Origin of the sequence: Streptomyces sp. NPDC091682, from assembly GCF_044756625.1 — a bacterium.
Lineage (GTDB): Bacteria > Actinomycetota > Actinomycetes > Streptomycetales > Streptomycetaceae > Streptomyces.
In genome coordinates this window covers 72,463-90,911 of sequence record NZ_JBIVTH010000024.1, presented here as the reverse complement: position 1 = coordinate 90,911, position 18,449 = coordinate 72,463, and the positions used below count along the sequence as shown (strand labels likewise).

General features: G+C 70.6%; 14 protein-coding genes and 2 pseudogenes. 14 read left to right on the top strand and 2 right to left on the bottom strand.

The window, feature by feature from the left end; translation table 11 throughout:
• The first annotated feature begins 29 nt into the window (after nucleotides 1–29).
• The 9 genes and pseudogenes from ACIQK6_RS36355 (at nucleotide 30) to ACIQK6_RS36315 (ending at nucleotide 9,053) form a co-directional block, all read left to right on the top strand.
• Nucleotides 30–1,487, top strand: coding sequence for an aldehyde dehydrogenase family protein (locus ACIQK6_RS36355; protein ID WP_402696769.1), 1,458 nt, complete (start codon nucleotides 30–32; stop codon nucleotides 1,485–1,487).
• A gap of 61 nt (nucleotides 1,488–1,548) precedes the next feature.
• Nucleotides 1,549–3,627 (top strand): annotated as a pseudogene (gene mrdA / locus ACIQK6_RS36350) (penicillin-binding protein 2); the annotation flags it as partial.
• Nucleotides 3,628–3,748: 121 nt separating this feature from the next.
• Nucleotides 3,749–4,261: a DinB family protein gene (locus ACIQK6_RS36345; RefSeq protein ID WP_329099853.1), complete on the top strand. Its 513-nt coding sequence runs from the start codon at nucleotides 3,749–3,751 to the stop codon at nucleotides 4,259–4,261.
• 37 nt (nucleotides 4,262–4,298) lie between these two features.
• On the top strand, nucleotides 4,299–4,913 hold the full coding sequence (locus ACIQK6_RS36340; RefSeq protein WP_329099852.1) for a PadR family transcriptional regulator: 615 nt from the start codon (nucleotides 4,299–4,301) through the stop codon (nucleotides 4,911–4,913).
• Between the two features lie 76 nt (nucleotides 4,914–4,989).
• On the top strand, nucleotides 4,990–5,916 hold the full coding sequence (locus ACIQK6_RS36335) for an ATP-binding cassette domain-containing protein (RefSeq protein WP_402696766.1): 927 nt from the start codon (nucleotides 4,990–4,992) through the stop codon (nucleotides 5,914–5,916).
• The gene (locus ACIQK6_RS36330) at nucleotides 5,913–6,695 is read left to right on the top strand and encodes an ABC transporter permease (protein WP_329099850.1); all 783 of its coding nucleotides are present in this window, start codon (nucleotides 5,913–5,915) and stop codon (nucleotides 6,693–6,695) included. Before ACIQK6_RS36335 ends, ACIQK6_RS36330 begins: the two co-directional genes overlap by 4 nt.
• 76 nt (nucleotides 6,696–6,771) lie before the next feature.
• Nucleotides 6,772–7,530 carry a MerR family transcriptional regulator gene (locus ACIQK6_RS36325; protein WP_329099849.1) on the top strand — a complete coding sequence of 253 codons (759 nt, stop codon included), beginning with the start codon at nucleotides 6,772–6,774 and terminating at the stop codon, nucleotides 7,528–7,530.
• A gap of 120 nt (nucleotides 7,531–7,650) precedes the next feature.
• A pseudogene (locus ACIQK6_RS36320) lies at nucleotides 7,651–8,331 on the top strand (DedA family protein); the annotation flags it as partial.
• A gap of 158 nt (nucleotides 8,332–8,489) precedes the next feature.
• Nucleotides 8,490–9,053 carry a hypothetical protein gene (locus ACIQK6_RS36315; RefSeq protein WP_329099848.1) on the top strand — a complete coding sequence of 188 codons (564 nt, stop codon included), beginning with the start codon at nucleotides 8,490–8,492 and terminating at the stop codon, nucleotides 9,051–9,053.
• 18 nt (nucleotides 9,054–9,071) lie between these two features.
• On the opposite strand, the gene ACIQK6_RS36310 is transcribed toward ACIQK6_RS36315, so the two are convergent.
• Together ACIQK6_RS36310 and ACIQK6_RS36305 are read right to left on the bottom strand one after the other, a co-directional pair.
• A complete protein-coding gene (locus ACIQK6_RS36310; RefSeq protein WP_329099847.1) occupies nucleotides 9,072–10,712 on the bottom strand; it encodes a threonine/serine exporter family protein in 1,641 nt (546 codons plus the stop codon).
• 235 nt (nucleotides 10,713–10,947) lie between these two features.
• Nucleotides 10,948–11,442, bottom strand: coding sequence for an inorganic diphosphatase (locus ACIQK6_RS36305; RefSeq protein WP_030756147.1), 495 nt, complete (start codon nucleotides 11,440–11,442; stop codon nucleotides 10,948–10,950).
• Nucleotides 11,443–11,575: 133 nt separating this feature from the next.
• Between ACIQK6_RS36305 and dacB the strand changes: the two genes are divergently transcribed.
• The 5 genes from dacB (at nucleotide 11,576) to ftsH (ending at nucleotide 18,355) form a co-directional block, all read left to right on the top strand.
• Entirely contained in the window at nucleotides 11,576–13,054 is a 1,479-nt protein-coding gene (dacB, locus tag ACIQK6_RS36300) for a D-alanyl-D-alanine carboxypeptidase/D-alanyl-D-alanine-endopeptidase (protein ID WP_402696763.1), read from the top strand.
• 38 nt (nucleotides 13,055–13,092) lie between these two features.
• Nucleotides 13,093–14,235 carry a zinc-dependent metalloprotease gene (locus ACIQK6_RS36295; RefSeq protein ID WP_329099845.1) on the top strand — a complete coding sequence of 381 codons (1,143 nt, stop codon included), beginning with the start codon at nucleotides 13,093–13,095 and terminating at the stop codon, nucleotides 14,233–14,235.
• A 224-nt stretch (nucleotides 14,236–14,459) separates the two neighbouring features.
• Nucleotides 14,460–15,497 carry a tRNA lysidine(34) synthetase TilS gene (gene tilS / locus ACIQK6_RS36290; protein ID WP_329099844.1) on the top strand — a complete coding sequence of 346 codons (1,038 nt, stop codon included), beginning with the start codon at nucleotides 14,460–14,462 and terminating at the stop codon, nucleotides 15,495–15,497.
• A 65-nt stretch (nucleotides 15,498–15,562) separates the two neighbouring features.
• Complete coding sequence (gene hpt, locus ACIQK6_RS36285) at nucleotides 15,563–16,123, top strand: hypoxanthine phosphoribosyltransferase (RefSeq protein ID WP_030228417.1); 561 nt, start codon at nucleotides 15,563–15,565, stop codon at nucleotides 16,121–16,123.
• Nucleotides 16,124–16,327: 204 nt separating this feature from the next.
• Nucleotides 16,328–18,355, top strand: coding sequence for an ATP-dependent zinc metalloprotease FtsH (ftsH, locus tag ACIQK6_RS36280; RefSeq protein ID WP_329099843.1), 2,028 nt, complete (start codon nucleotides 16,328–16,330; stop codon nucleotides 18,353–18,355).
• The last annotated feature ends 94 nt before the right edge of the window (nucleotides 18,356–18,449 follow it).

The window sequence follows — 18,449 nt, the reverse complement described above, 5'->3', positions numbered from 1 at the left end:
ACGGGTGCGCGCTCGCAGTAAGGGATGGCATGTCCATATTCAGCGACCTGGCTCACCAGTACATCGACGGCGAATGGCTGGCCGGTACCGGTTCGTGGGACATCATCGACGTCAACCCCTTCAACGGGGAGAAGCTCGCCGCCATCACCGTGGCCACGGTCGAGCAGGTGGACCGGGCCTACCGCGGCGCCGAGCGCGCCCAGCGCGAGTGGGCCGCCACCAGCCCTTACGTCAGACGCGCGGTCCTGGAGCGCGCCCTGCGGATCACCGAGGAGCGCGAGAAGGAGATCGTCGAGGCGATGATCGACGAGCTCGGCGGGACGCGTCCCAAGGCCGAGTACGAGGTCCACCTCGCGATGGAGTTCATCCGCGAGTCCCTCCAGCTCGCCGTCCGGCCCGAGGGGCGGATCCTGCCCTCGCTGGTCAAGGGCAAGGAGAACCGGGTCCAGCGGCTCCCCGTGGGCGTCGTCACGGTGATCAGCCCCTTCAACTTCCCCTTCCTGGTGGCCTTGAAGTCGGTCGCCCCGGCCCTGGCGCTGGGCAACGCGGTCGTCATCAAGCCCAACCAGAACGCCCCGGTCGTGGGCGGCGGCGTGATCGCCAAGATCTTCGAGGACGCCGGGCTGCCGGCCGGCCTGCTGAACGTCCTAGTCACCGACATCGCCGAAATAGGCGACGCGCTCCTGACGCACCCCGTCCCCAAGGTCATCTCGTTCGCGGGATCGGACCGGGTCGGCCGGCACGTCGGGGCGATCGCCGCCCGCCACTTCAAGCGCACGGTCCTGGAGCTCAGCGGGAACAGCGCGCTCGTCGTGCTCGACGACGCCGACCTCGACTACGCGGTGGACGCGGCCGTCTTCAGCCGCTTCGTCTACCAGGGCCAGGTCTGCATGGCCGCGAACCGGATCCTCGTCGACGCCTCCGTCGCGCAGGAGTTCACCGAGAAGTTCACCGCACGCGTGCGCGCCCTCAAGACGGGCGACCCGCACGAGGCTGACACCCACATCGGCCCGCTGATCAACTCCTTCCAGGCCGACGCCCTGACCGCGCTCGTGGACCAGGCCGTGGAATCCGGTGCGCAGGCGCTCGTGCGCGGGTCTACGCGCGGCAACCTGGTCGAACCCACGGTGCTCGCCGGGATCCCCGAGGACTCCCCGCTGCTGAGTCAGGAGATCTTCGGCCCGGTGGCCCTGCTGGTGGTCTTCGACGGCGAGGACGAGGCCGTACGGCTGACCAACGCGACCCCCTACGGGCTGAGCGGCGCCGTGCACACCCGGGACGTGGAGCGGGGCGTCCGCTTCGCCCAGCGGATCGAGACGGGCATGATGCACGTCAACGACTCCACGATCGGGGACGAGCCGCTGGCCGCCTTCGGCGGCGAGAAGGCCTCGGGTCTGGGCCGACTGAACGGCGAGGCCACGATCGAGGCCTTCACCACGCAGAAGTGGATCTCCGTCCAGCACGGCCGGACGACCTTCCCGTTCTAGGTCTCACAGGTCGCACCCCTAGACTCGGCCGGGCGTAGGAAGCCGCCCGGGGGAGAACGAGTTGAGCAACATACCGGAGACCGGCCGGACCCCTCGGGTCCAGAACCGTCTCGTCGTCATCCAGATCGTGGTCTTCTCGCTGTTGCTCACGCTGGGCGGACGCTTGTGGTACCTCCAGATACGCAACGGCTCGGAGTACACGGACGAGGCGAAGAACAACCACGTCCAGCAGGTGGTCCAGCCCGCCGTGCGCGGGTCGATCCTGGATTCGCGCGGGATCCCGCTCGCCGACAACGCGACCCACCTGGTGGTCTCCGCCAGCCGCACCGAGCTGCTGACCATGAAGGACAAGGGCAGGTCCGTGCTGACCCGGCTCGCCGGGGTGCTGGGCATGGACGCCCAGGAGGTCATCGACAAGGTCCGGCTCTGCGACGCCAAGACCAAGCAGCCCTGCTGGAACGGTTCCCCCTACCAGCCGATCCCGGTCAGCGACGAGGCCACCACCGAGCAGGCCCTGCAGATCCGCGAGCACCCCGAGGACTTCCCGGGCATCACGGCCGAGGCGACCGCCCTGCGCCGTTACGCGGCCCCGGACCAGGCCAACACCTCCCAGGTGCTGGGCTACCTCTCACCGGTCACCGACGAGGAGATCGCCAAGGCGAAGAAGTCGGACTCGCCGTACCTGCGTTCCGACCAGGTCGGCCGCTCCGGCCTGGAGCGCACGTACGACAAGGAGCTGCGCGGCAAGGCGGGCGTCACCCGCTACGAGGTGGACAACCTCGGCCGGGTCATCGGCCAGGGGCAGACCGACCCGGCGCGGCCCGGCTCGAACATCGTGACCTCGATCGACTCCCGGGTGCAGGCGGTGGCCGAGCGCGAGCTGAACAACGCGATGGTCGAGGCCCGCAAGGTCCGGGACAAGAACACGGGCCGCAACTACGAGGCCGACTCGGGCGCCGTCGTGGTGATGGAGACCAAGACCGGCCGGGTCGTGGCGATGGCCTCGAACCCGACGTACGACCCCAACGCCTGGGTGGGCGGCATCTCCGCCAAGGACTACGCCGGCCTGACCCGCAAGGAGTCGAACTACCCGCTGCTGAACCGGGCCATCCAGGCCCAAGCGGCGCCCGGCTCCATCTTCAAGGTGGTCACCTCGACGGCCGCGGTCAACGCCGGGTACCCGTTCAACAACCGCTACCCCTGCCCCAGCTCGTACTCGGTCGGCAACCAGACCTTCACGAACTTCGAGTCGCAGGGCCACGGTGACATCACCATCGGGCGGGCGCTGGAGGTCTCCTGCGACACCGTCTACTACGCCATCGCGGACCAGGAGTGGAAGAAGGACGGCGGCATCAAGCCGAAGAAGGACCCGAAGGACTGGTTCCTCAAGACCGCCCACGAGTTCGGGCTGGGCAAGCGCACCGGCATCGACCTGCCGAACGAGGTCCCCGGCCGGGTCCCCGACCGGAAGTGGAAGCAGGACTTCTTCGACGCGAACAAGGACGCCTGGTGCCGCGACGGCAAGAAGAACGGCTCCTTCGCCGAGAAGATCGCCTACGAGAACTGCCGCCAGGGCAACCAGATGCGTGAGGGCGACGCCATCAACTACTCGATCGGGCAGGGCGACACGCTGGTCACCCCGATCCAGATGGCCTCCGTCTACTCGGCCATCGCCAACGGCGGCACGCTCCACCAGCCCAGCATCGGCAAGGCGATCGTCAGCGCCGACGGCACCTCGGTCCAGGAGATCGCGCCGAAGGAGCAGGGCAAGCTGCCGATGGACGCGAAGACCCGTGACGACATCGACGAGGCCCTGGCGGGCGTCGCCACCAACGGCAGCGCGGCCTGGCGCTTCGGCGGCTGGCCGCAGAAGCAGATCCCGATGCACGCCAAGACGGGTACGGCCGAGGTCCAGGGCAAGCAGACGACCTCGTGGTTCGCCTCGTACACCGAGGACTACGCGATCGTGATGACGATCTCCCAGGGCGGTACCGGCTCGGGTGCCTCGGGTCCGGCGGTCCGCAACATCTACGAGGCGATGTACGGGCTCGACCCGACGGGCAAGCAGGACCTCTCCAAGGCCCTGCTCCCGCAGCCCGCCACCGCCCTGCCGGCGATCCGCCCCGACGGGGAGATCGAAGGCAACTGAGCGGCCAATGAGGACAGGATCTGACCTCAAAGCTCCGTAGCGTGTGTCGTGTCGGGGGGAGGAGCCCCCCGGCGCGACACCTCAGGACACCTCACGCACAAGGCGGTCGGTCATGGCTCAGATTTCCCCCGAAGTCCCCGGCGACGAGCGCGGCACCCTCCTCGCCTTCGTCGAGGCCCAGCGCACGGCGATCCGCGAATCGGTCCTCGGGCTCAGCGAGGAGCAGGCCGCGAGCCGCCCCAGCGCCAGCGAGCTCACCCTGTCCGGTCTGCTCAAGCACGTGGCCGAGGTCGAGCTGAACTGGCTGCGCCTCGCCCAGCAGGCGCCGAACGAGAAGGCGCGCACCCAGGAGACCTGGGGCGAGGCCTTCCGCCTGGTCGACGGCGAGTCCATCCCCTCGGTCCTCGCCTTCTGGGACGAGGTCGCGGAGCAGACGGCGGCCTTCGTCGCCGCCCTCCCGAGCCTGGACGCGACCTTCCCCCTCCCGCCGGCGCCCTGGTTCCCCAAGGACGCCAAGGTCTCGATGCGCTGGATGCTCCTGCACCTGGTGGAGGAGTTCGCCCGGCACGCGGGCCACGCGGACATCGTCCGCGAGTCCCTCGACGGCACCAAGGCGATGGGCTAGGCGATGGGCTAGCGGGGCAGGGGCTTAGCCTGGCCCCATGTCAGCGATCCGGCTTCTTGTCCTCGGTGCGGTCCGCCAGCACGGGCGGGCCCACGGGTACCAGGTGCGCAACGACCTGGAGTACTGGGGCGCCCACGAGTGGTCGAACACCAAGCCCGGATCGATCTACCACGCGCTCAAGCAGATGGCGAAGCAGGGCGTCCTGCACGCGCACGAGGTGGGGCCGAGCGCGGCGGGCGGTCCGCCGCGGACCGAGTACGAGGTGACGGACGCCGGCCGCGAGGAGTACTTCCGGCTGCTGCGCGAGGCCCTCGCGGCGTACGACCAGAAGACGGACGTGCTGTCCGCGGCGATCGGCTTCATGGTCGACCTGCCGCGGGACGAGGTGCTCGCGCTGCTCCGGGAGCGGATGGCGAAGCTGGCGCTCTGGCGGTCGTCGGTGACGGACTACTACACGCCGGAGGGCGGTCCGGAGGTGCTGGGCCACATCGGCGAGATCATGCACAGGTGGGTCCACTCCGCGGACGCGGAGGCGGAGTGGACGCGGGGACTGGTCGCCCGGATCGAGGGGGGCGCGTACTCCTTCGCGGGCGAGGGCGGCGAACCGTTCGTCGGGGTGCTGGCGGAGGGCCAGGAGAACCCGTACGCCTAATCAAGTTTGACTAGCTCGTGAGCGGGCACTACTTTCGCGGGTCGTAGTAGTCAAATTTGATTAACGAGGAGTGGCTTTGGCGATCTCCGTCGAAGGTGTGCACAAGCGTTACGGCGACCAGCAGGCCCTGGCCGGGCTCGACCTGGAGGTGGCGCCCGGCACCGTGCACGCGGTGCTCGGCCCCAACGGCGCGGGCAAGACCACGGCCGTGCGGATCATGAGCACCCTGCTCCGCCACGACCAGGGGGTGGTCCGGGTGGCGGGCCACGACGTCACCACGGACCCGGCGGCCGTCCGCGCCCGCATCGGGCTGCTGGGCCAGCACGCGGCGCTCGACGAGGAACTGGCCGGGCGGCAGAACCTGGAGATGTTCGGCCGTCTCCACCACCTGGGCGCGCGCCGCGCCGGGCGGCGCGCCGACGAACTGCTGGAGCGCTTCGGCCTCACGGACACCGGCCGCAAGGCGGTGAAGCAGTACAGCGGCGGCATGCGGCGCCGGCTCGACCTCGCCGCCTCCCTGATCACGGACCCGGAGGTGCTGTTCCTGGACGAGCCGACCACCGGTCTCGACCCGCGCGGCCGCGCCGAGGTGTGGGCCGCGGTCCGCTCCCTGGTCGGCGGCGGTACGACCGTCCTGCTCACCACGCAGTACCTGGAGGAGGCCGACCAACTGGCCGACCGGATCGCCCTGATCGACGGCGGCCGGGTCGCGGCCGAGGGCACGGCCGACGAGCTGAAGGCCCTGGTCGGGGCGGACCGGATCGTCGTGGTCCTACGGGACGCGGCCCGGCTGGCGGAGGTGGCGCGGCTGCTGCCCGACCCCGCCGTCGATTCCGACACCCTGACCCTGAGCTTCCCGGTGGAGGACCGCATGGCGGGCCTGGCCCGGACCCTGCGGACGCTGGAGGAGGCGGGCGTCGAGGCGGCCGACCTCGCCGTCCGGCGCCCCACGCTGGACGAGGTGTTCCTGCACCTGACCGACCGCGAGGGGGTGGCTGCATGAGCGCGGCGTGGGTGGTCTCGGATTCCTGGACGATGACCCGGCGCGAGCTGGCGCACTGGGCGCGGCAGCCGGTCCAGATGGTCGTCGGCCTGGTCTTCCCCGTGATGATGTTGCTGATGTTCGGCTTCCTGGTGGGCGGCGGGCGCGGGATCGACGGCGAGTACGTCGAGTTCTTGGTCCCGGGGATGCTCGCCCTGACGATGGCCTTCGGGCTGGAAGCCACCCTGACGGCCGTCACCCAAGACCTGAACAAGGGGGTGATCGACCGCTTCCGCGCCATGCCGATGTCCTCGTCGGCGGTCCTGGTGGGCCGCAGCGCCGCCGACGTGCTCCAGTCGGCCGTGGGGCTGCTGGTCCTGGCCGCGGTCGGGCTGCTGCTCGGCTGGCGCTGGCACGGCGGCGCGGCGGCCGCGCTGCTCGCCTTCGGGCTGCTCCTGCTGCTGCGCTTCGCGATGCTGTGGATCGGGATCTGGCTCGGCATGGTCGCGGGCCGGCCGGAGCTGGTGCAGGCGGTGCAGATCCTGGTGTGGCCGGTGGGGTTCCTGTCCAACGCCTTCGCCACGCCGGAGTCGATGCCGGGCTGGCTGGGAGCGGTGGTGGAATGGAATCCGCTCTCGGCGACGGCCACGGCCGTGCGCGACCTGTTCGGCAACCCGGCCGCGGCGCCCGCGTCGTGGGCCGCCGACCACGCGGCCCTGCTGGCGGTCGCCTGGCCGCTCCTGCTGCTCGCGGTCTTCTTCCCGTTGGCGGTGGGCCGTTACCGGGGCCTGAGCAAGTAGCCGCCGAAGAGGACTTGCACCTCACGCGGCGTGAGGAACCACAGTGAAGGGCGTACCCGAGCAGAGGAGGGAAGAAATGGGCTTCTCCGTGGGCCAGGTCGCCGGATTCGCCGGAGTCACGGTGCGCACCCTGCACCACTACGACGAGATCGGTCTGCTCTCCCCGAGCGGCCGCAGCGGCGCGGGACACCGGCGGTACGACGACGCCGACCTGGACCGGTTGCAGCGGATCCTGTTCTACCGGGAGCTCGGCTTCCCCCTCGAAGAGGTCGCGGTCCTGCTGGACGACCCGGAATCGGATCCTCAGGAGCATCTGCGCCGGCAGCACGCCCTGCTGACCGACCGGATCGCCCGGCTCCAGCAGATGGCCAAGGCCGTTGAGCACGCCATGGAGGCGAAGAAGATGGGCATCAACCTCACGCCCGAGGAGAAGTTCGAGGTCTTCGGGGACGAGGACCCGGAGCAGTACGCGCAGGAGGTGGAGGAGCGCTGGGGCGACACCGATGCGTACGCCGAGTCGCAGCGCCGGGCGGCCTCGTACACGAAGGGCGACTGGCAGCGGATCCAGGACGAGTCCGCCGACTGGGGCCGTCGGTACGTGGCGGCCATGGAGGCGGGCGAACCCGCCGACGGCGAGCGAGCGATGGACCTGGCCGAGGAGCACCGCCTGCACATCCACCGGTGGTTCTACGACTGCTCGTACGAGATGCACACGTGTCTCGGTGAGATGTACGTGGCGGACGAGCGGTTCACGGCGTTCTACGACGCGATGAAGCCGGGCCTCGCCGAGCACCTGCGGGACGCGATCCTGGCGAACGGCGTGCGCAGGGTGTAAGCGGAATGTTACGCATGCGACCCCCTCCCTACCTGGAACTGGGCGGGGGTCGTGTGCGTTGATAATTGAAACCGCTCCTTCCGCAATACGCCCCCCTCGATCCAGGAGAGCCCGGAACCCGTGTATACGCTTGCGCTCGGCGGCCCTGAGTGGCTGTCCCCGGACTATCTGATCTCGCACTTCGGTCTGATCGGCATCCTGGTCATCGTCTTCGCGGAGTCGGGACTCTTCGCGTTCCTCCCGGGCGACTCCCTGCTGTTCACGGCGGGCCTGCTGGTCGCGGACGGGCAGTACATCAAGCAGCCGTTGTGGCTGGTCTGCACCCTGATCGTGGCGGCCGCGATCATCGGCGACCAGGTCGGCTACATGATCGGCAAGTTCTTCGGGCCGAAGATCTTCAACCGGCCGAAGTCCAAGCTCTTCAAGCGGGAGAACCTGGACAAGGCCCACGAGTTCATGGACAAGCACGGTCCGAAGGCCATCGTGCTCGCCCGCTTCGTGCCGATCATCCGCACCTTCGCCCCGATGGTCGCGGGCGCCGGCTCGATGAAGTACCGCACCTTCTTGACCTACAACATCATCGGCGGCATCGGCTGGGGAGCGGGCGTCACGATCGCCGGCTACTGGCTCGGCCAGATCGAGTTCATCAAGACGAACGTCGAGCCGATCCTGGTGGGCATCGTCCTGCTGTCGGTCATTCCGGTGGTCTTCGAGGTGCTGAAGGCCCGCAAGGAGAGCAAGGCGAACGCCGGCGCCGAGGCGCCCGAGGCCGTGGCCGACGGCTCCGTCCCGCAGGCCCCGGGCACGCGCGGCCGCCACGCCAAGCGCTGAGCGCCCGCCCACGGCGCCCTGCACGCCCGTAACGCCCCGGAAGGCCCACCAGAGGCCCCGGGGCGTACGTGTGCCCGTACAGGGGGCCCGCGTCCGTCCCGGGACCCCGCCTGCGGCATGGTGGGCGCATGACGCGATCTCTTGCCGCAGCGGGCCTGCGGGCCGTGGACGGGTGGGTCGAGCCCGAGGGGCTCATCCCGCCGTTCCTCACCGGCCAGGCGGCGAGCTGTCCGCCCTGGGAAGGCCGCGTCGAGGCGGTGCTGGACGTCACGGACCCGCTGCTGCACGAGAGGGCGAACGCCGACTGGTACCGCCTGGCGGTCGAAGGGGGGCTCTTCGCCGAGGCCGACCGCCGGTTCCTGCTCCCCCGCGCTTCCGCGGAGGGCGGCCTCGGCCGGTGGCGCTGCGTCGAGTTGCAGGACGACTGGGACATCATGGGCGAGGGCGCGGCCGGGCCGCTCGGCAGCGCGCCGTTGCGCCCCGAGTTCGTCATGCTGTCGCTCGACGGCAACGTGCTGTGCTTCGCCACGACGTGGCAACACTCGATCAGCACCTCGGTGCTGACGGCGCCGCATCGTTCGCGGGTCCTGCGCCGGTTCGCCGAATGGGTGGCCCAGGGGGCGATCGACCGGGCGAACGAGCCGCCGCTGAGCACGGCGGCGCGCCGCTGGCTCGATGCGTCTTCCGAGTGAGGTCCCCCGTCAGGGCGCTCAGAAGCCGCGGGTCCGCTTGGCCGCACGGCGCTTGGCTGCGCTCGCCGCCCCCGGGATGCGCATGAACAGCCGCGAGGCCTCCGACCCGAGGTTGACCCCGATCGCGATGGCCAGTGCGATGGCCGCGGCGTTCACCAGCGAGCCCAGGCCCTCGTTCAGCCGGTCCTCGGCGATCAGCAGCAGCCCGTAGTACACCGCCGAGCCGGGCAGCAGCGGGCCGATGGCGGCCGTCACGTACGGCAGGGCGGAGGCGAAGCGGTAGCGGGAGAAGAGCTGCCCGAAGAGGCCCACCAGCCCGGCGGCGATGGCCGTGGACGGTACGGGCGGGATGCCCCCCGCGTAGTGCAGGGCCCCGAAGGTGACCCAGGCGACCGCGCCGTTCAGCGTCACGATCCACACGGTGGAGCGTTCCTGCTGGAGCAGGATCGCGAAGGTGAATACCAGCACCATGGAGGCGGCGATCTGGATCAGCGGCCGCTGTTGGATCTGGAGGACCTCCTCCGGCCGCGGCGAGGCGTCGAACTGCAGCCCCACGTAGAGCACCACCAGTACGCCCATGATGATGCCGATGAAGAGGTACATGACCTCCAGCAGCCGGGCCGACGCGGTGATGTAGTAGCCGGTCAGGCCGTCCTGCACGGCCGCGACCACGGCCCGTCCCGGCAGCAGCGCGAACAGCCCACCGGTGATCACGGCGGAGGCCTTGACGTCGATCCCCGTCATGTTGAGCGCGACCCCGATGGCGGCCGGCGGCATCGCGGCGACCACGAACTGGTAGAACTCGGGCAGCCCGCGCCCGGCGCACAGCCAGGCCAGGCGGTCGCCGAGCATCGCGCCGATCGCAGCGGCGAAGAAGACGAGGATCCCGCCGCCGACGAGGGTGGAGGCCGCCCCGGCGAGCAGTCCGGCGGAGGCCGTGAGCATCCAGCCGGGGTACGGGTGCCGGTTGCGGCGGATCTCGGCGAGGCGCCGGTAGGCCTCCTCCAGCGTCACGTCGATCTCGTGGGCGCTGATGTCGTCCACGAGCCGGAACACGGCCGCGAGCCGGTTGTAGTCGGTGCCGCGGCGGCGCACGGTCCGGCTGGCCGAGACCGGGTCGCCCACCAGCGAGGGGTGGTGGCTGATCGACAGCATGGTGAAGGTGACGGTCGGCTCGCAGCGGTCCAGCCCGTACGAGCGGGCCACCGCGAACATCGCGGCCTCCACGTCCTCGGCGCCCTCGCCGCCCGCGAGCAGCAGCTCGCCGATGCGCAGGGTCAGGTCGAGCACGCGGCCCACGGCGGGCCCGGTCTCGCTGTGCCGCTGCACGAGCTCCGGTACGGGCCGCACGTCGACCGGCATGCGCAGCATCGTGCGCATGCGGTCCTGCCAGGGCGATTCCTTCATCTGTGCGACGGGGAAGCCCTGGCCGGGGGTGTAGGCGAGCGGGGACTGCGCGGCCCGGTACGTGGCCGGGGTGGCGAAGGCCGACCCCTCGGGCTCGGGCTCCACCGGTTCGGCGCCCGCCGGACGGGCGAATTCCGAGGTGGGCTGGTCCTCCTCGGGAACGTCCGGCTCCATGCCGGGCGGCGGCGTGAAGGCGCTGTGCGCCTCGTCGGACTGGGGCTTCCTGTCCTCTGCCCCGTCGGCCTCCGCCACGCGTCCTCCAGTCCGTGATCACCCGGGGTATCAGTATGCGGAATCGTTTCCTCCCACCGCATACCCAACGCACTTCCGGCGCGGACCCGGCGGCCCCGCCGGCCCCAGCAGACCCGGCCGCGCCCGCCGCAGCGGCCCGCGAACGCGACGGCGGGCGGCATCCCCGTGGGATACCGCCCGCCATGTCACGAGGGGCGCGGAGCAGTGCCCCGGCCCGTTACCGCCGAGCGCGAGCTCAGTGGTGGCCGCCCTGCGCCTCCAGGCGCTTGAACGAGGCCTCGATCTCGGCCTCGGCCTCGGTGCGACCGACCCAGTTCGCGCCCTCGACCGACTTGCCCGGCTCCAGGTCCTTGTAGACCTCGAAGAAGTGCTGGATCTCCAGGCGGTCGAACTCGGACACGTGGTGGATGTCGCGCAGGTGCTCGACGCGCGGGTCGGAGGCCGGCACGCACAGCAGCTTGGCGTCGCCGCCCGCCTCGTCCGTCATGTTGAACATGCCGATGGCGCGGCACTTGATCAGGCAGCCCGGGAAGGTCGGCTCGTCAAGGATGACCAGCGCGTCCAGCGGGTCGCCGTCCTCGCCGAGGGTGTTCTCGACGAAGCCGTAGTCGGCCGGGTAGCTGGTCGAGGTGAAGAGGCGACGGTCCAGACGGATCCGGCCGGTCTCGTGGTCCACCTCGTACTTGTTCCGCGAACCCTTGGGGATCTCGATGGTGACGTCGAACTCCACGTCCTGCTCCTCCATGATCAGCTGCATTGCTTCGGGACTGCGTCGTTTCACCTGCGTGCGCGTCCGGTCCAGCCCTGCCGGGTGGGGTGCCATGCTCGCGGCAAGACGCAGTGGTTAAGTGTCCCTCACGCATATGTGTGATCGCGAAAGGGGCTGGTCCGAGGTGCCATTGGTCAAGACCTGGCAGCTCATCGCGGGGTCGGCCGTCGCCGGCCTCGCCCTGTCGGTGGCAGCGGTGGCCGCCGCCGGTCCTTGGGACTCCGGCCAGCGTAAGGCCGAGCGGGTCAGAGCCGCCTCCTGGGGCCGTACGGGTGGCGCAGATCACGGTGGAGGGCCCGATTCCGGCGCCCTGCCCGAGGCGGCGCCCAGCGCACCCGGAGTCCTCGGCGCGATCGGCCCCGGCGTCCCGAGCGCGCAGAGCGCCCCCGCCGCGCCCGCCGCCGCCGGAGGCCTGGCCGCCGCCCTCAAGCCGCTGCTCGCCGATCCCGCGCTCGGCACCGTCCGCACCGCGTCCGTCGTCGACACCGCCACCGGGCAGGTCCTCTACGAGTCCGGGGCGCGGGACGCGATGACCCCCGCCTCCACCGTCAAGATCGTCACCGCCGCGGCCGTGCTGGCCGCCCTCGGGCCCGAGCACCGGATCAGGACCACCGTCACGCCCGGCGCCGCCCCCGGACAGATCGTCCTGGTCGGCGGCGGCGACCCCTCGCTCAGCGCGAAGAAGAAGAACCCCGCCGGATCCGGCGGCAGCCTCGTCGCCCTCGCCGGCGACACCGCGCAGGCCCTCAAGGCCGCCGGCACCGACACCGTGACCCTCGGATACGACGACGGCCTCTACACCGGCCCCGCCCGCCACCCGATCGGCGCCAACCCCAACATCGCTCCGGTGACCGCCTTGACGGCCGACGAGGGCCGCCCCGACGACTCCACCTCCGGGCCCGTGGACCGCACCGGCGACCCCTCCGGGGACGCCGCCCGGGCCTTCCGCACCCTGCTGGCCGATCGCGGCATCAAGGTCACCGGCGAACCGGTCAGGGCCAAACCTGCCGCCGGTGTCCAGCCGCTGGCCGTCACCCTCTCCACCCCGGTCGCGGGGCTCGTCGAGCGGATGCTGACCAACAGCGACAACGACATCGCCGAGGCCCTCGCCCGGCAGACCGCCCTCGCCTCCGGCCGCCCGGCGAGCTTCGAGGGCGCCGAACGGGCCGTCACCGACCGGCTCACCGCCCTCGGCATCGACACCGCCGGCTCCCGCTTCGCCGACGGCAGCGGCCTGAACCGCGCCGACAAGATCAGCGCGGGCCTGCTGACCGCGCTCCTCACCAAGGCCGCCGACCCCCAGCGCCCCGAACTGCGGCCGGTCCTCACCGGACTGCCCGTCGCCGGATTCACCGGAACCCTCAAGGTCCGCAACTCCGGCAGTTCCCCGGCGGCCGGCCTGCTCCGCGCCAAGACCGGCACCCTGTCCGGGGTGAACTCCCTCTCCGGAACGGTCGTCGACCCCTCCGGCCGACTCCTCGCCTTCGCCTTCCTGACGGCGAACACTCCCGGCCCCGAGGGCGCGGAGAAAGCCCTCGACAAGCTGGCCGCGGCCGTCGCGACCGCTTCGTAGGGGGTCCGCCCGAGGGCCGGTCCACGTACGGTTGACGCATGACGAGCATCGGTGGTGCGGAGATGGTCGACTGGAACCTCGCGGTGGCGACCGCGACCCGACTGGTACGACCCGGCCCGGAGGTCACCCGGGACGAGGCGCGGGCCGTCGTGGCGGAGCTGCGGCGGCACGCCAGGACCTCGGAACGGCACGTGCGCGAGTTCACCCGGATGATCCCCGAGGGGTCGGCCGTCCCCGACACGCCCGTCCTGGTCGTCGACCGGGCCGGCTGGGTCAAGGCCAACGTCGCCGGCTTCCGGGAGCTGCTCCAGCCGCTCCTCGGCAAGATGCAGGACCGCCGCGCGGGCGCCTCGGGCGGAGCCGTCCTCGGAGCCGTCGGCGGCAAGGTCACCGGCGTCGAGCTGGGCATGCTGCTGAGCTTCCTGGCCTCCCGGGTCCTGGGCCAGTACGAGACCTTCGCGCCCGTCTCCCGGGACCTGCCCGCCTCCGCCGCCGGCGGCCGGCTGCTGCTCGTCGCGCCCAACATCGTGCACGTCGAGCGCGAGCTGGAGGTGCACCCGCACGACTTCCGGCTGTGGGTCTGCCTGCACGAGGAGACGCACCGTACACAGTTCACGGCCGTCCCGTGGTTGCGCGAGCACCTCGAAGGCGAAATCCAGACGTTCCTCGGAGCGACCGAAGTGGACCCGTCCACCGTGCTGGAGCGCATCCGCGAGGCCGCCCAGTCCTTCGCGGGCGCCCGCCCCGACGCCGAGCGCGGCGACGAGGGACGCTCCCTCGTGGAGCTCGTGCAGACCCCCGAGCAGCGCGAGATCCTGAGCCGGCTCACCGCCGTCATGTCCCTGCTGGAGGGCCACGCCGACTTCGTGATGGACGGGGTCGGCCCCCAGGTGGTGCCCTCGGTCGCCGAGATCCGGGAGAAGTTCCAGCAGCGCAGGGCCAGCGGGGCCGGCCGCCTCGACGCCGCCCTGCGCAAGCTGCTGGGCCTCGACGCCAAGCTGCGCCAGTACCGCGACGGCGAGCGCTTCGTACGCGCCGTCGTCGGCCAGGTCGGCATGGACGGCTTCAACCGGGTGTGGACCTCCCCGAACACACTGCCGACCAAGGCCGAGATCGCCCGGCCCGCCGACTGGGTCGCGCGGGTCCACCGCAAGGGGAGCGAACCGAGCGAAGCGGAGTGACACAGGGGGCGTAAACATGTCTCACTGGGGGAAGCAGCGTCACCCGTCCGAGGGACCGTGGGGCGTTGAAGGGCGTGCGATGCTCGGGGAACGGCTCGGCTCTGTCACCATCGACGCACTCTGAGTGACATCCTCCCGTTCCGCGGGGGCAGCCGGGCAGCAGCACCCCAGCACACCACCCCAACGCCTCCGAGGCATCCGAACTCCATCGAAGGGCACCGGACATGGGTCCCCATCCTGCGGTCGCGGCGATACGCCTGGCGGTCCGCCGCGTACTCCACGACGTCCTCACCGACCACACCGGCAATTCCGCCGGCCCCCACCGCGCCGGGGGCACCCTGCCGCTCGTCCTCGTCGCCTGCTCCGGCGGGGCCGACTCCATGGCGCTCGCCTCCGCCCTCGCCTTCGAGGCCCCCAAGCTCGGCATCCGGGCCGGCGGCATCACCGTCGACCACGGACTGCAGCCCGGCTCCGACCTGCGCGCCGCCGAGGTCGTCACCCGGATGACCGCGCTCCGCCTCGACCCGGTGGAGTCCGTCGCCGTGCGCGTCGGCCGCGACGGCGGGCCCGAGGCCGCCGCCCGCGACGCCCGCTACGGGGCCCTGGACGAAGCCGCGGACCGCCTCGGCGCCGCCGCCGTGCTGCTCGGCCACACCCGGGACGATCAAGCCGAAACCGTCCTGCTGGGCCTGGCCCGCGGCTCCGGCATCCGTTCGCTCTCCGGCATGCCGGAGGTCTCCGGCGGCAGCGCGGGCCGCACGAACCGCTACCGCCGCCCCTTCCTCCAGGTCGACCGGCAGACCGCCCGCAAGGCCTGCATGGTCCAGTCCCTCCCCGTCTGGGACGACCCGCACAACATCGACCCCGCCTACACCCGCTCCCGACTGCGCCACGAGGGACTGCCCGCCCTGGAGAAGGCGCTCGGCAAGGGGGTCGTCGAGGCGCTCGCCCGCACCGCGCAGCTCTCCCGGGACGACGCCGACGCCCTGGACGCCTGGGCCGCCGAGGCGGAGACCGGCGTGCGCGACGCGGACGGCCGCCTGGAGTGCGCCAAGCTCTACGCCCTGCCCCCGGCCGTCCGCCGCCGCGTGCTGCGCAGGGCCGTCGTCGCGGCGGGTTCTCCCGCGGGCTCCCTCTTCGCCCGCCACATCGAAGAAGTCGACCGTCTCATCACCGGATGGCGGGGTCAGGGCGCCATCAACCTGCCCGGCCGGGTCGAGGCCCAGCGGCAGGGTGGCAGACTTGTCATCCGGCAGGGCTGATTGGTGCTGAAACACGGCTGAGTCCTCCGGGGTCGCCCCCGGAGCCCCGGCCGACAACGAAAGTGATGCGGGTGGACGAGAAGGACATGGGCAGCGACCTCCAGTCGGTGCTCATCACCAAGGAAGAGATCGACGCGAAGCTGGCCGAGCTGGCCGCGAAGATCGACGCGGAGTACGCGGGCAAGGACCTGCTCATCGTCGGTGTGCTCAAGGGCGCCGTGATGGTGATGGCGGACCTGGCGCGCGCCTTGTCCACCCCGCTCACCATGGACTGGATGGCGGTGTCGTCCTACGGCGCCGGGACCCAGTCCTCCGGCGTGGTGCGGATCCTCAAGGACCTGGACACCGACATCAAGGACAAGCACGTCCTGATCGTCGAGGACATCATCGACTCGGGCCTGACGCTGTCCTGGCTGCTGTCGAACCTGGGCTCCCGCCAGCCGGCCTCCCTGGAGGTCGTCACGCTGCTGCGCAAGCCCGAGGCCGCCAAGGTCGCGATCGACGTGAAGTGGGTCGGCTTCGACATCCCCAACGAGTTCGTCGTGGGCTACGGCCTGGACTACGCGGAGAAGTACCGCAACCTGCCGTTCGTCGGCACGCTCGCCCCGCACGTCTACGGCGGCTGATCACCGCTCCCGCCCCCGGGAACCCCGCCGGTCCGCGGGGAACCTGGGGGCGTTTCCCTCCGTTGAAGCAGGGGAAAGCGGGTCTGTCAGCCGTCCCACAGGGCCGCGGGTGACAATTCAGGGGTACATTCCGAAGAACAGTCTTTACTCACAGCAGCATTTACCTACGGGCAGGAGGGACGGGACGCCTGGCGTCCCGTATGGATGGACGTGAAGCGATACTTCCGTGGGCCGGTCATGTGGATCGTGCTGGCCGTCCTCGCCGTGGTCGTGTTGATGAATGTCGTCGGCTCCGGCGGCGGCTACAAGTCGGTGGACACCAGCGAGGTCATCAAGGCGATCAACACTGGCCAGGTGGAGACAGCCAAGCTGACCACCGGCGACAGCCAGATGATCAAGATCGAGCTCAAGCAAGGCGAGAAGCTCGGCAAGCACGACGGCACCAAGTTCCAGGCCAACTACATCGGGGATCAGGGCGTCCAGCTCGCCCAGAGCCTCCAGACCAAGTACGACGCCGGTCAGATCCCGGACGGGTACTCCGTCACTCCGGACAAGACCAGCCCGTTCCTGAGCGTGCTGCTCTCGTTCCTGCCCTTCGTGCTCATCGTCGTTGTCTTCCTGTTCCTGATGAACCAGATGCAGGGTGGCGGCTCCCGGGTCATGAACTTCGGGAAGTCCAAGGCCAAGCTCATCACCAAGGACACCCCGAAGACCACGTTCGCCGATGTCGCGGGCTCGGACGAGGCCGTCGAGGAACTCCACGAGATCAAGGAGTTCCTGCAGGAGCCGGCGAAGTTCCAGGCCGTCGGCGCCAAGATCCCCAAGGGCGTGCTGCTGTACGGCCCGCCCGGCACCGGCAAGACCCTGCTCGCGCGTGCCGTCGCGGGCGAGGCCGGTGTCCCCTTCTACTCGATCTCCGGATCCGACTTCGTCGAGATGTTCGTCGGTGTCGGTGCCTCGCGCGTCCGCGACCTGTTCGAGCAGGCCAAGGCCAACGCACCGGCGATCGTCTTCGTCGACGAGATCGACGCCGTCGGCCGGCACCGCGGTGCGGGTCTCGGCGGCGGTCACGACGAGCGCGAGCAGACCCTCAACCAGCTGCTGGTCGAGATGGACGGCTTCGACGTGAAGGGCGGCGTCATCCTGATCGCCGCCACGAACCGCCCGGACATCCTCGACCCGGCGCTGCTGCGCCCGGGCCGCTTCGACCGGCAGATCGCGGTCGACCGTCCGGACATGCAGGGCCGTCTGGAGATCCTCAAGGTCCACCAGAAGGGCAAGCCGGTCGCCCCGGACGTCGACCTGGGCGCCGTCGCCCGCCGCACGCCCGGCTTCACCGGTGCCGATCTCTCCAACGTCCTGAACGAGGCCGCGCTGCTCACGGCCCGCTCGGACAAGAAGCTGATCGACAACCACTCGCTGGACGAGGCGATCGACCGCGTCGTGGCGGGCCCGCAGAAGCGGACCCGGATCATGTCGGACCGGGAAAAGAAGATCACCGCGTACCACGAGGGCGGTCACGCCCTGGTCGCGGCGGCCTCCCCGAACTCCGACCCGGTCCACAAGATCACGATCCTGTCCCGCGGTCGGGCCCTGGGTTACACCATGGTCCTGCCCGACGAGGACAAGTACTCCACCACGCGCAACGAGATGCTCGACCAGCTGGCGTACATGCTGGGCGGCCGCGCGGCGGAGGAGCTGGTCTTCCACGACCCGACCACCGGCGCGGCGAACGACATCGAGAAGGCCACCGCCACGGCGCGGGCCATGGTCACGCAGTACGGCATGACCGAGCGTCTCGGTGCGATCAAGTTCGGTGGCGACAACACCGAGCCGTTCCTGGGTCGCGAGATGTCGCACCCGCGGGACTACTCGGAAGAGGTCGCGGCGCTGGTCGACGAAGAGGTCAAGAAGCTCATCGAGACCGCGCACAACGAGGCCTGGGAGATCCTGGTCGAGAACCGCGACGTCCTCGACAACCTGGTCCTCGCGCTGCTGGAGAAGGAGACGCTGGGCAAGGAGGAGATCGCCGAGATCTTCTCGACCATCGTCAAGCGTCCGGCCCGCCCCGCGTGGACCGGCTCCGCCCGCCGCACCCCCTCCACCCGTCCGCCGGTGCTCTCTCCCAAGGAGCTCCAGCTGACGAACTCGGCGAACGGCACGTCGGCCAGTGTCGCGCCGGTCTCCACGGAGAAGGGCATCGAGGTGGCTCCCGAGGACCGCCCCGAGTAACCGGCGGCTCGCCCCACCCGGAATGGAAGCCGCGCCCCCCAGGTTCTAGCCTGGGGGGCGCGGCACATTTGTACGACCGCGTGTGCGGACAGGA

What these genes read in the sequence shown, in the direction of transcription:
- ftsH (WP_329099843.1), top strand. Translation starts at nt 16,328, where the DNA reads ATGGACGTGAAGCGATACTTCCGTGGGCCGGTCATGTGGATCGTGCTG.
- ACIQK6_RS36340 (WP_329099852.1), top strand. Translation starts at nt 4,299, where the DNA reads ATGTCAGCGATCCGGCTTCTTGTCCTCGGTGCGGTCCGCCAGCACGGG.
- dacB (WP_402696763.1), top strand. Translation starts at nt 11,576, where the DNA reads ATGTGTGATCGCGAAAGGGGCTGGTCCGAGGTGCCATTGGTCAAGACC.
- ACIQK6_RS36330 (WP_329099850.1), top strand. Translation starts at nt 5,913, where the DNA reads ATGAGCGCGGCGTGGGTGGTCTCGGATTCCTGGACGATGACCCGGCGC.
- ACIQK6_RS36355 (WP_402696769.1), top strand. Translation starts at nt 30, where the DNA reads ATGTCCATATTCAGCGACCTGGCTCACCAGTACATCGACGGCGAATGG.
- ACIQK6_RS36345 (WP_329099853.1), top strand. Translation starts at nt 3,749, where the DNA reads ATGGCTCAGATTTCCCCCGAAGTCCCCGGCGACGAGCGCGGCACCCTC.
- ACIQK6_RS36315 (WP_329099848.1), top strand. Translation starts at nt 8,490, where the DNA reads ATGACGCGATCTCTTGCCGCAGCGGGCCTGCGGGCCGTGGACGGGTGG.
- ACIQK6_RS36295 (WP_329099845.1), top strand. Translation starts at nt 13,093, where the DNA reads ATGACGAGCATCGGTGGTGCGGAGATGGTCGACTGGAACCTCGCGGTG.
- tilS (WP_329099844.1), top strand. Translation starts at nt 14,460, where the DNA reads ATGGGTCCCCATCCTGCGGTCGCGGCGATACGCCTGGCGGTCCGCCGC.
- hpt (WP_030228417.1), top strand. Translation starts at nt 15,563, where the DNA reads ATGCGGGTGGACGAGAAGGACATGGGCAGCGACCTCCAGTCGGTGCTC.
- ACIQK6_RS36325 (WP_329099849.1), top strand. Translation starts at nt 6,772, where the DNA reads ATGGGCTTCTCCGTGGGCCAGGTCGCCGGATTCGCCGGAGTCACGGTG.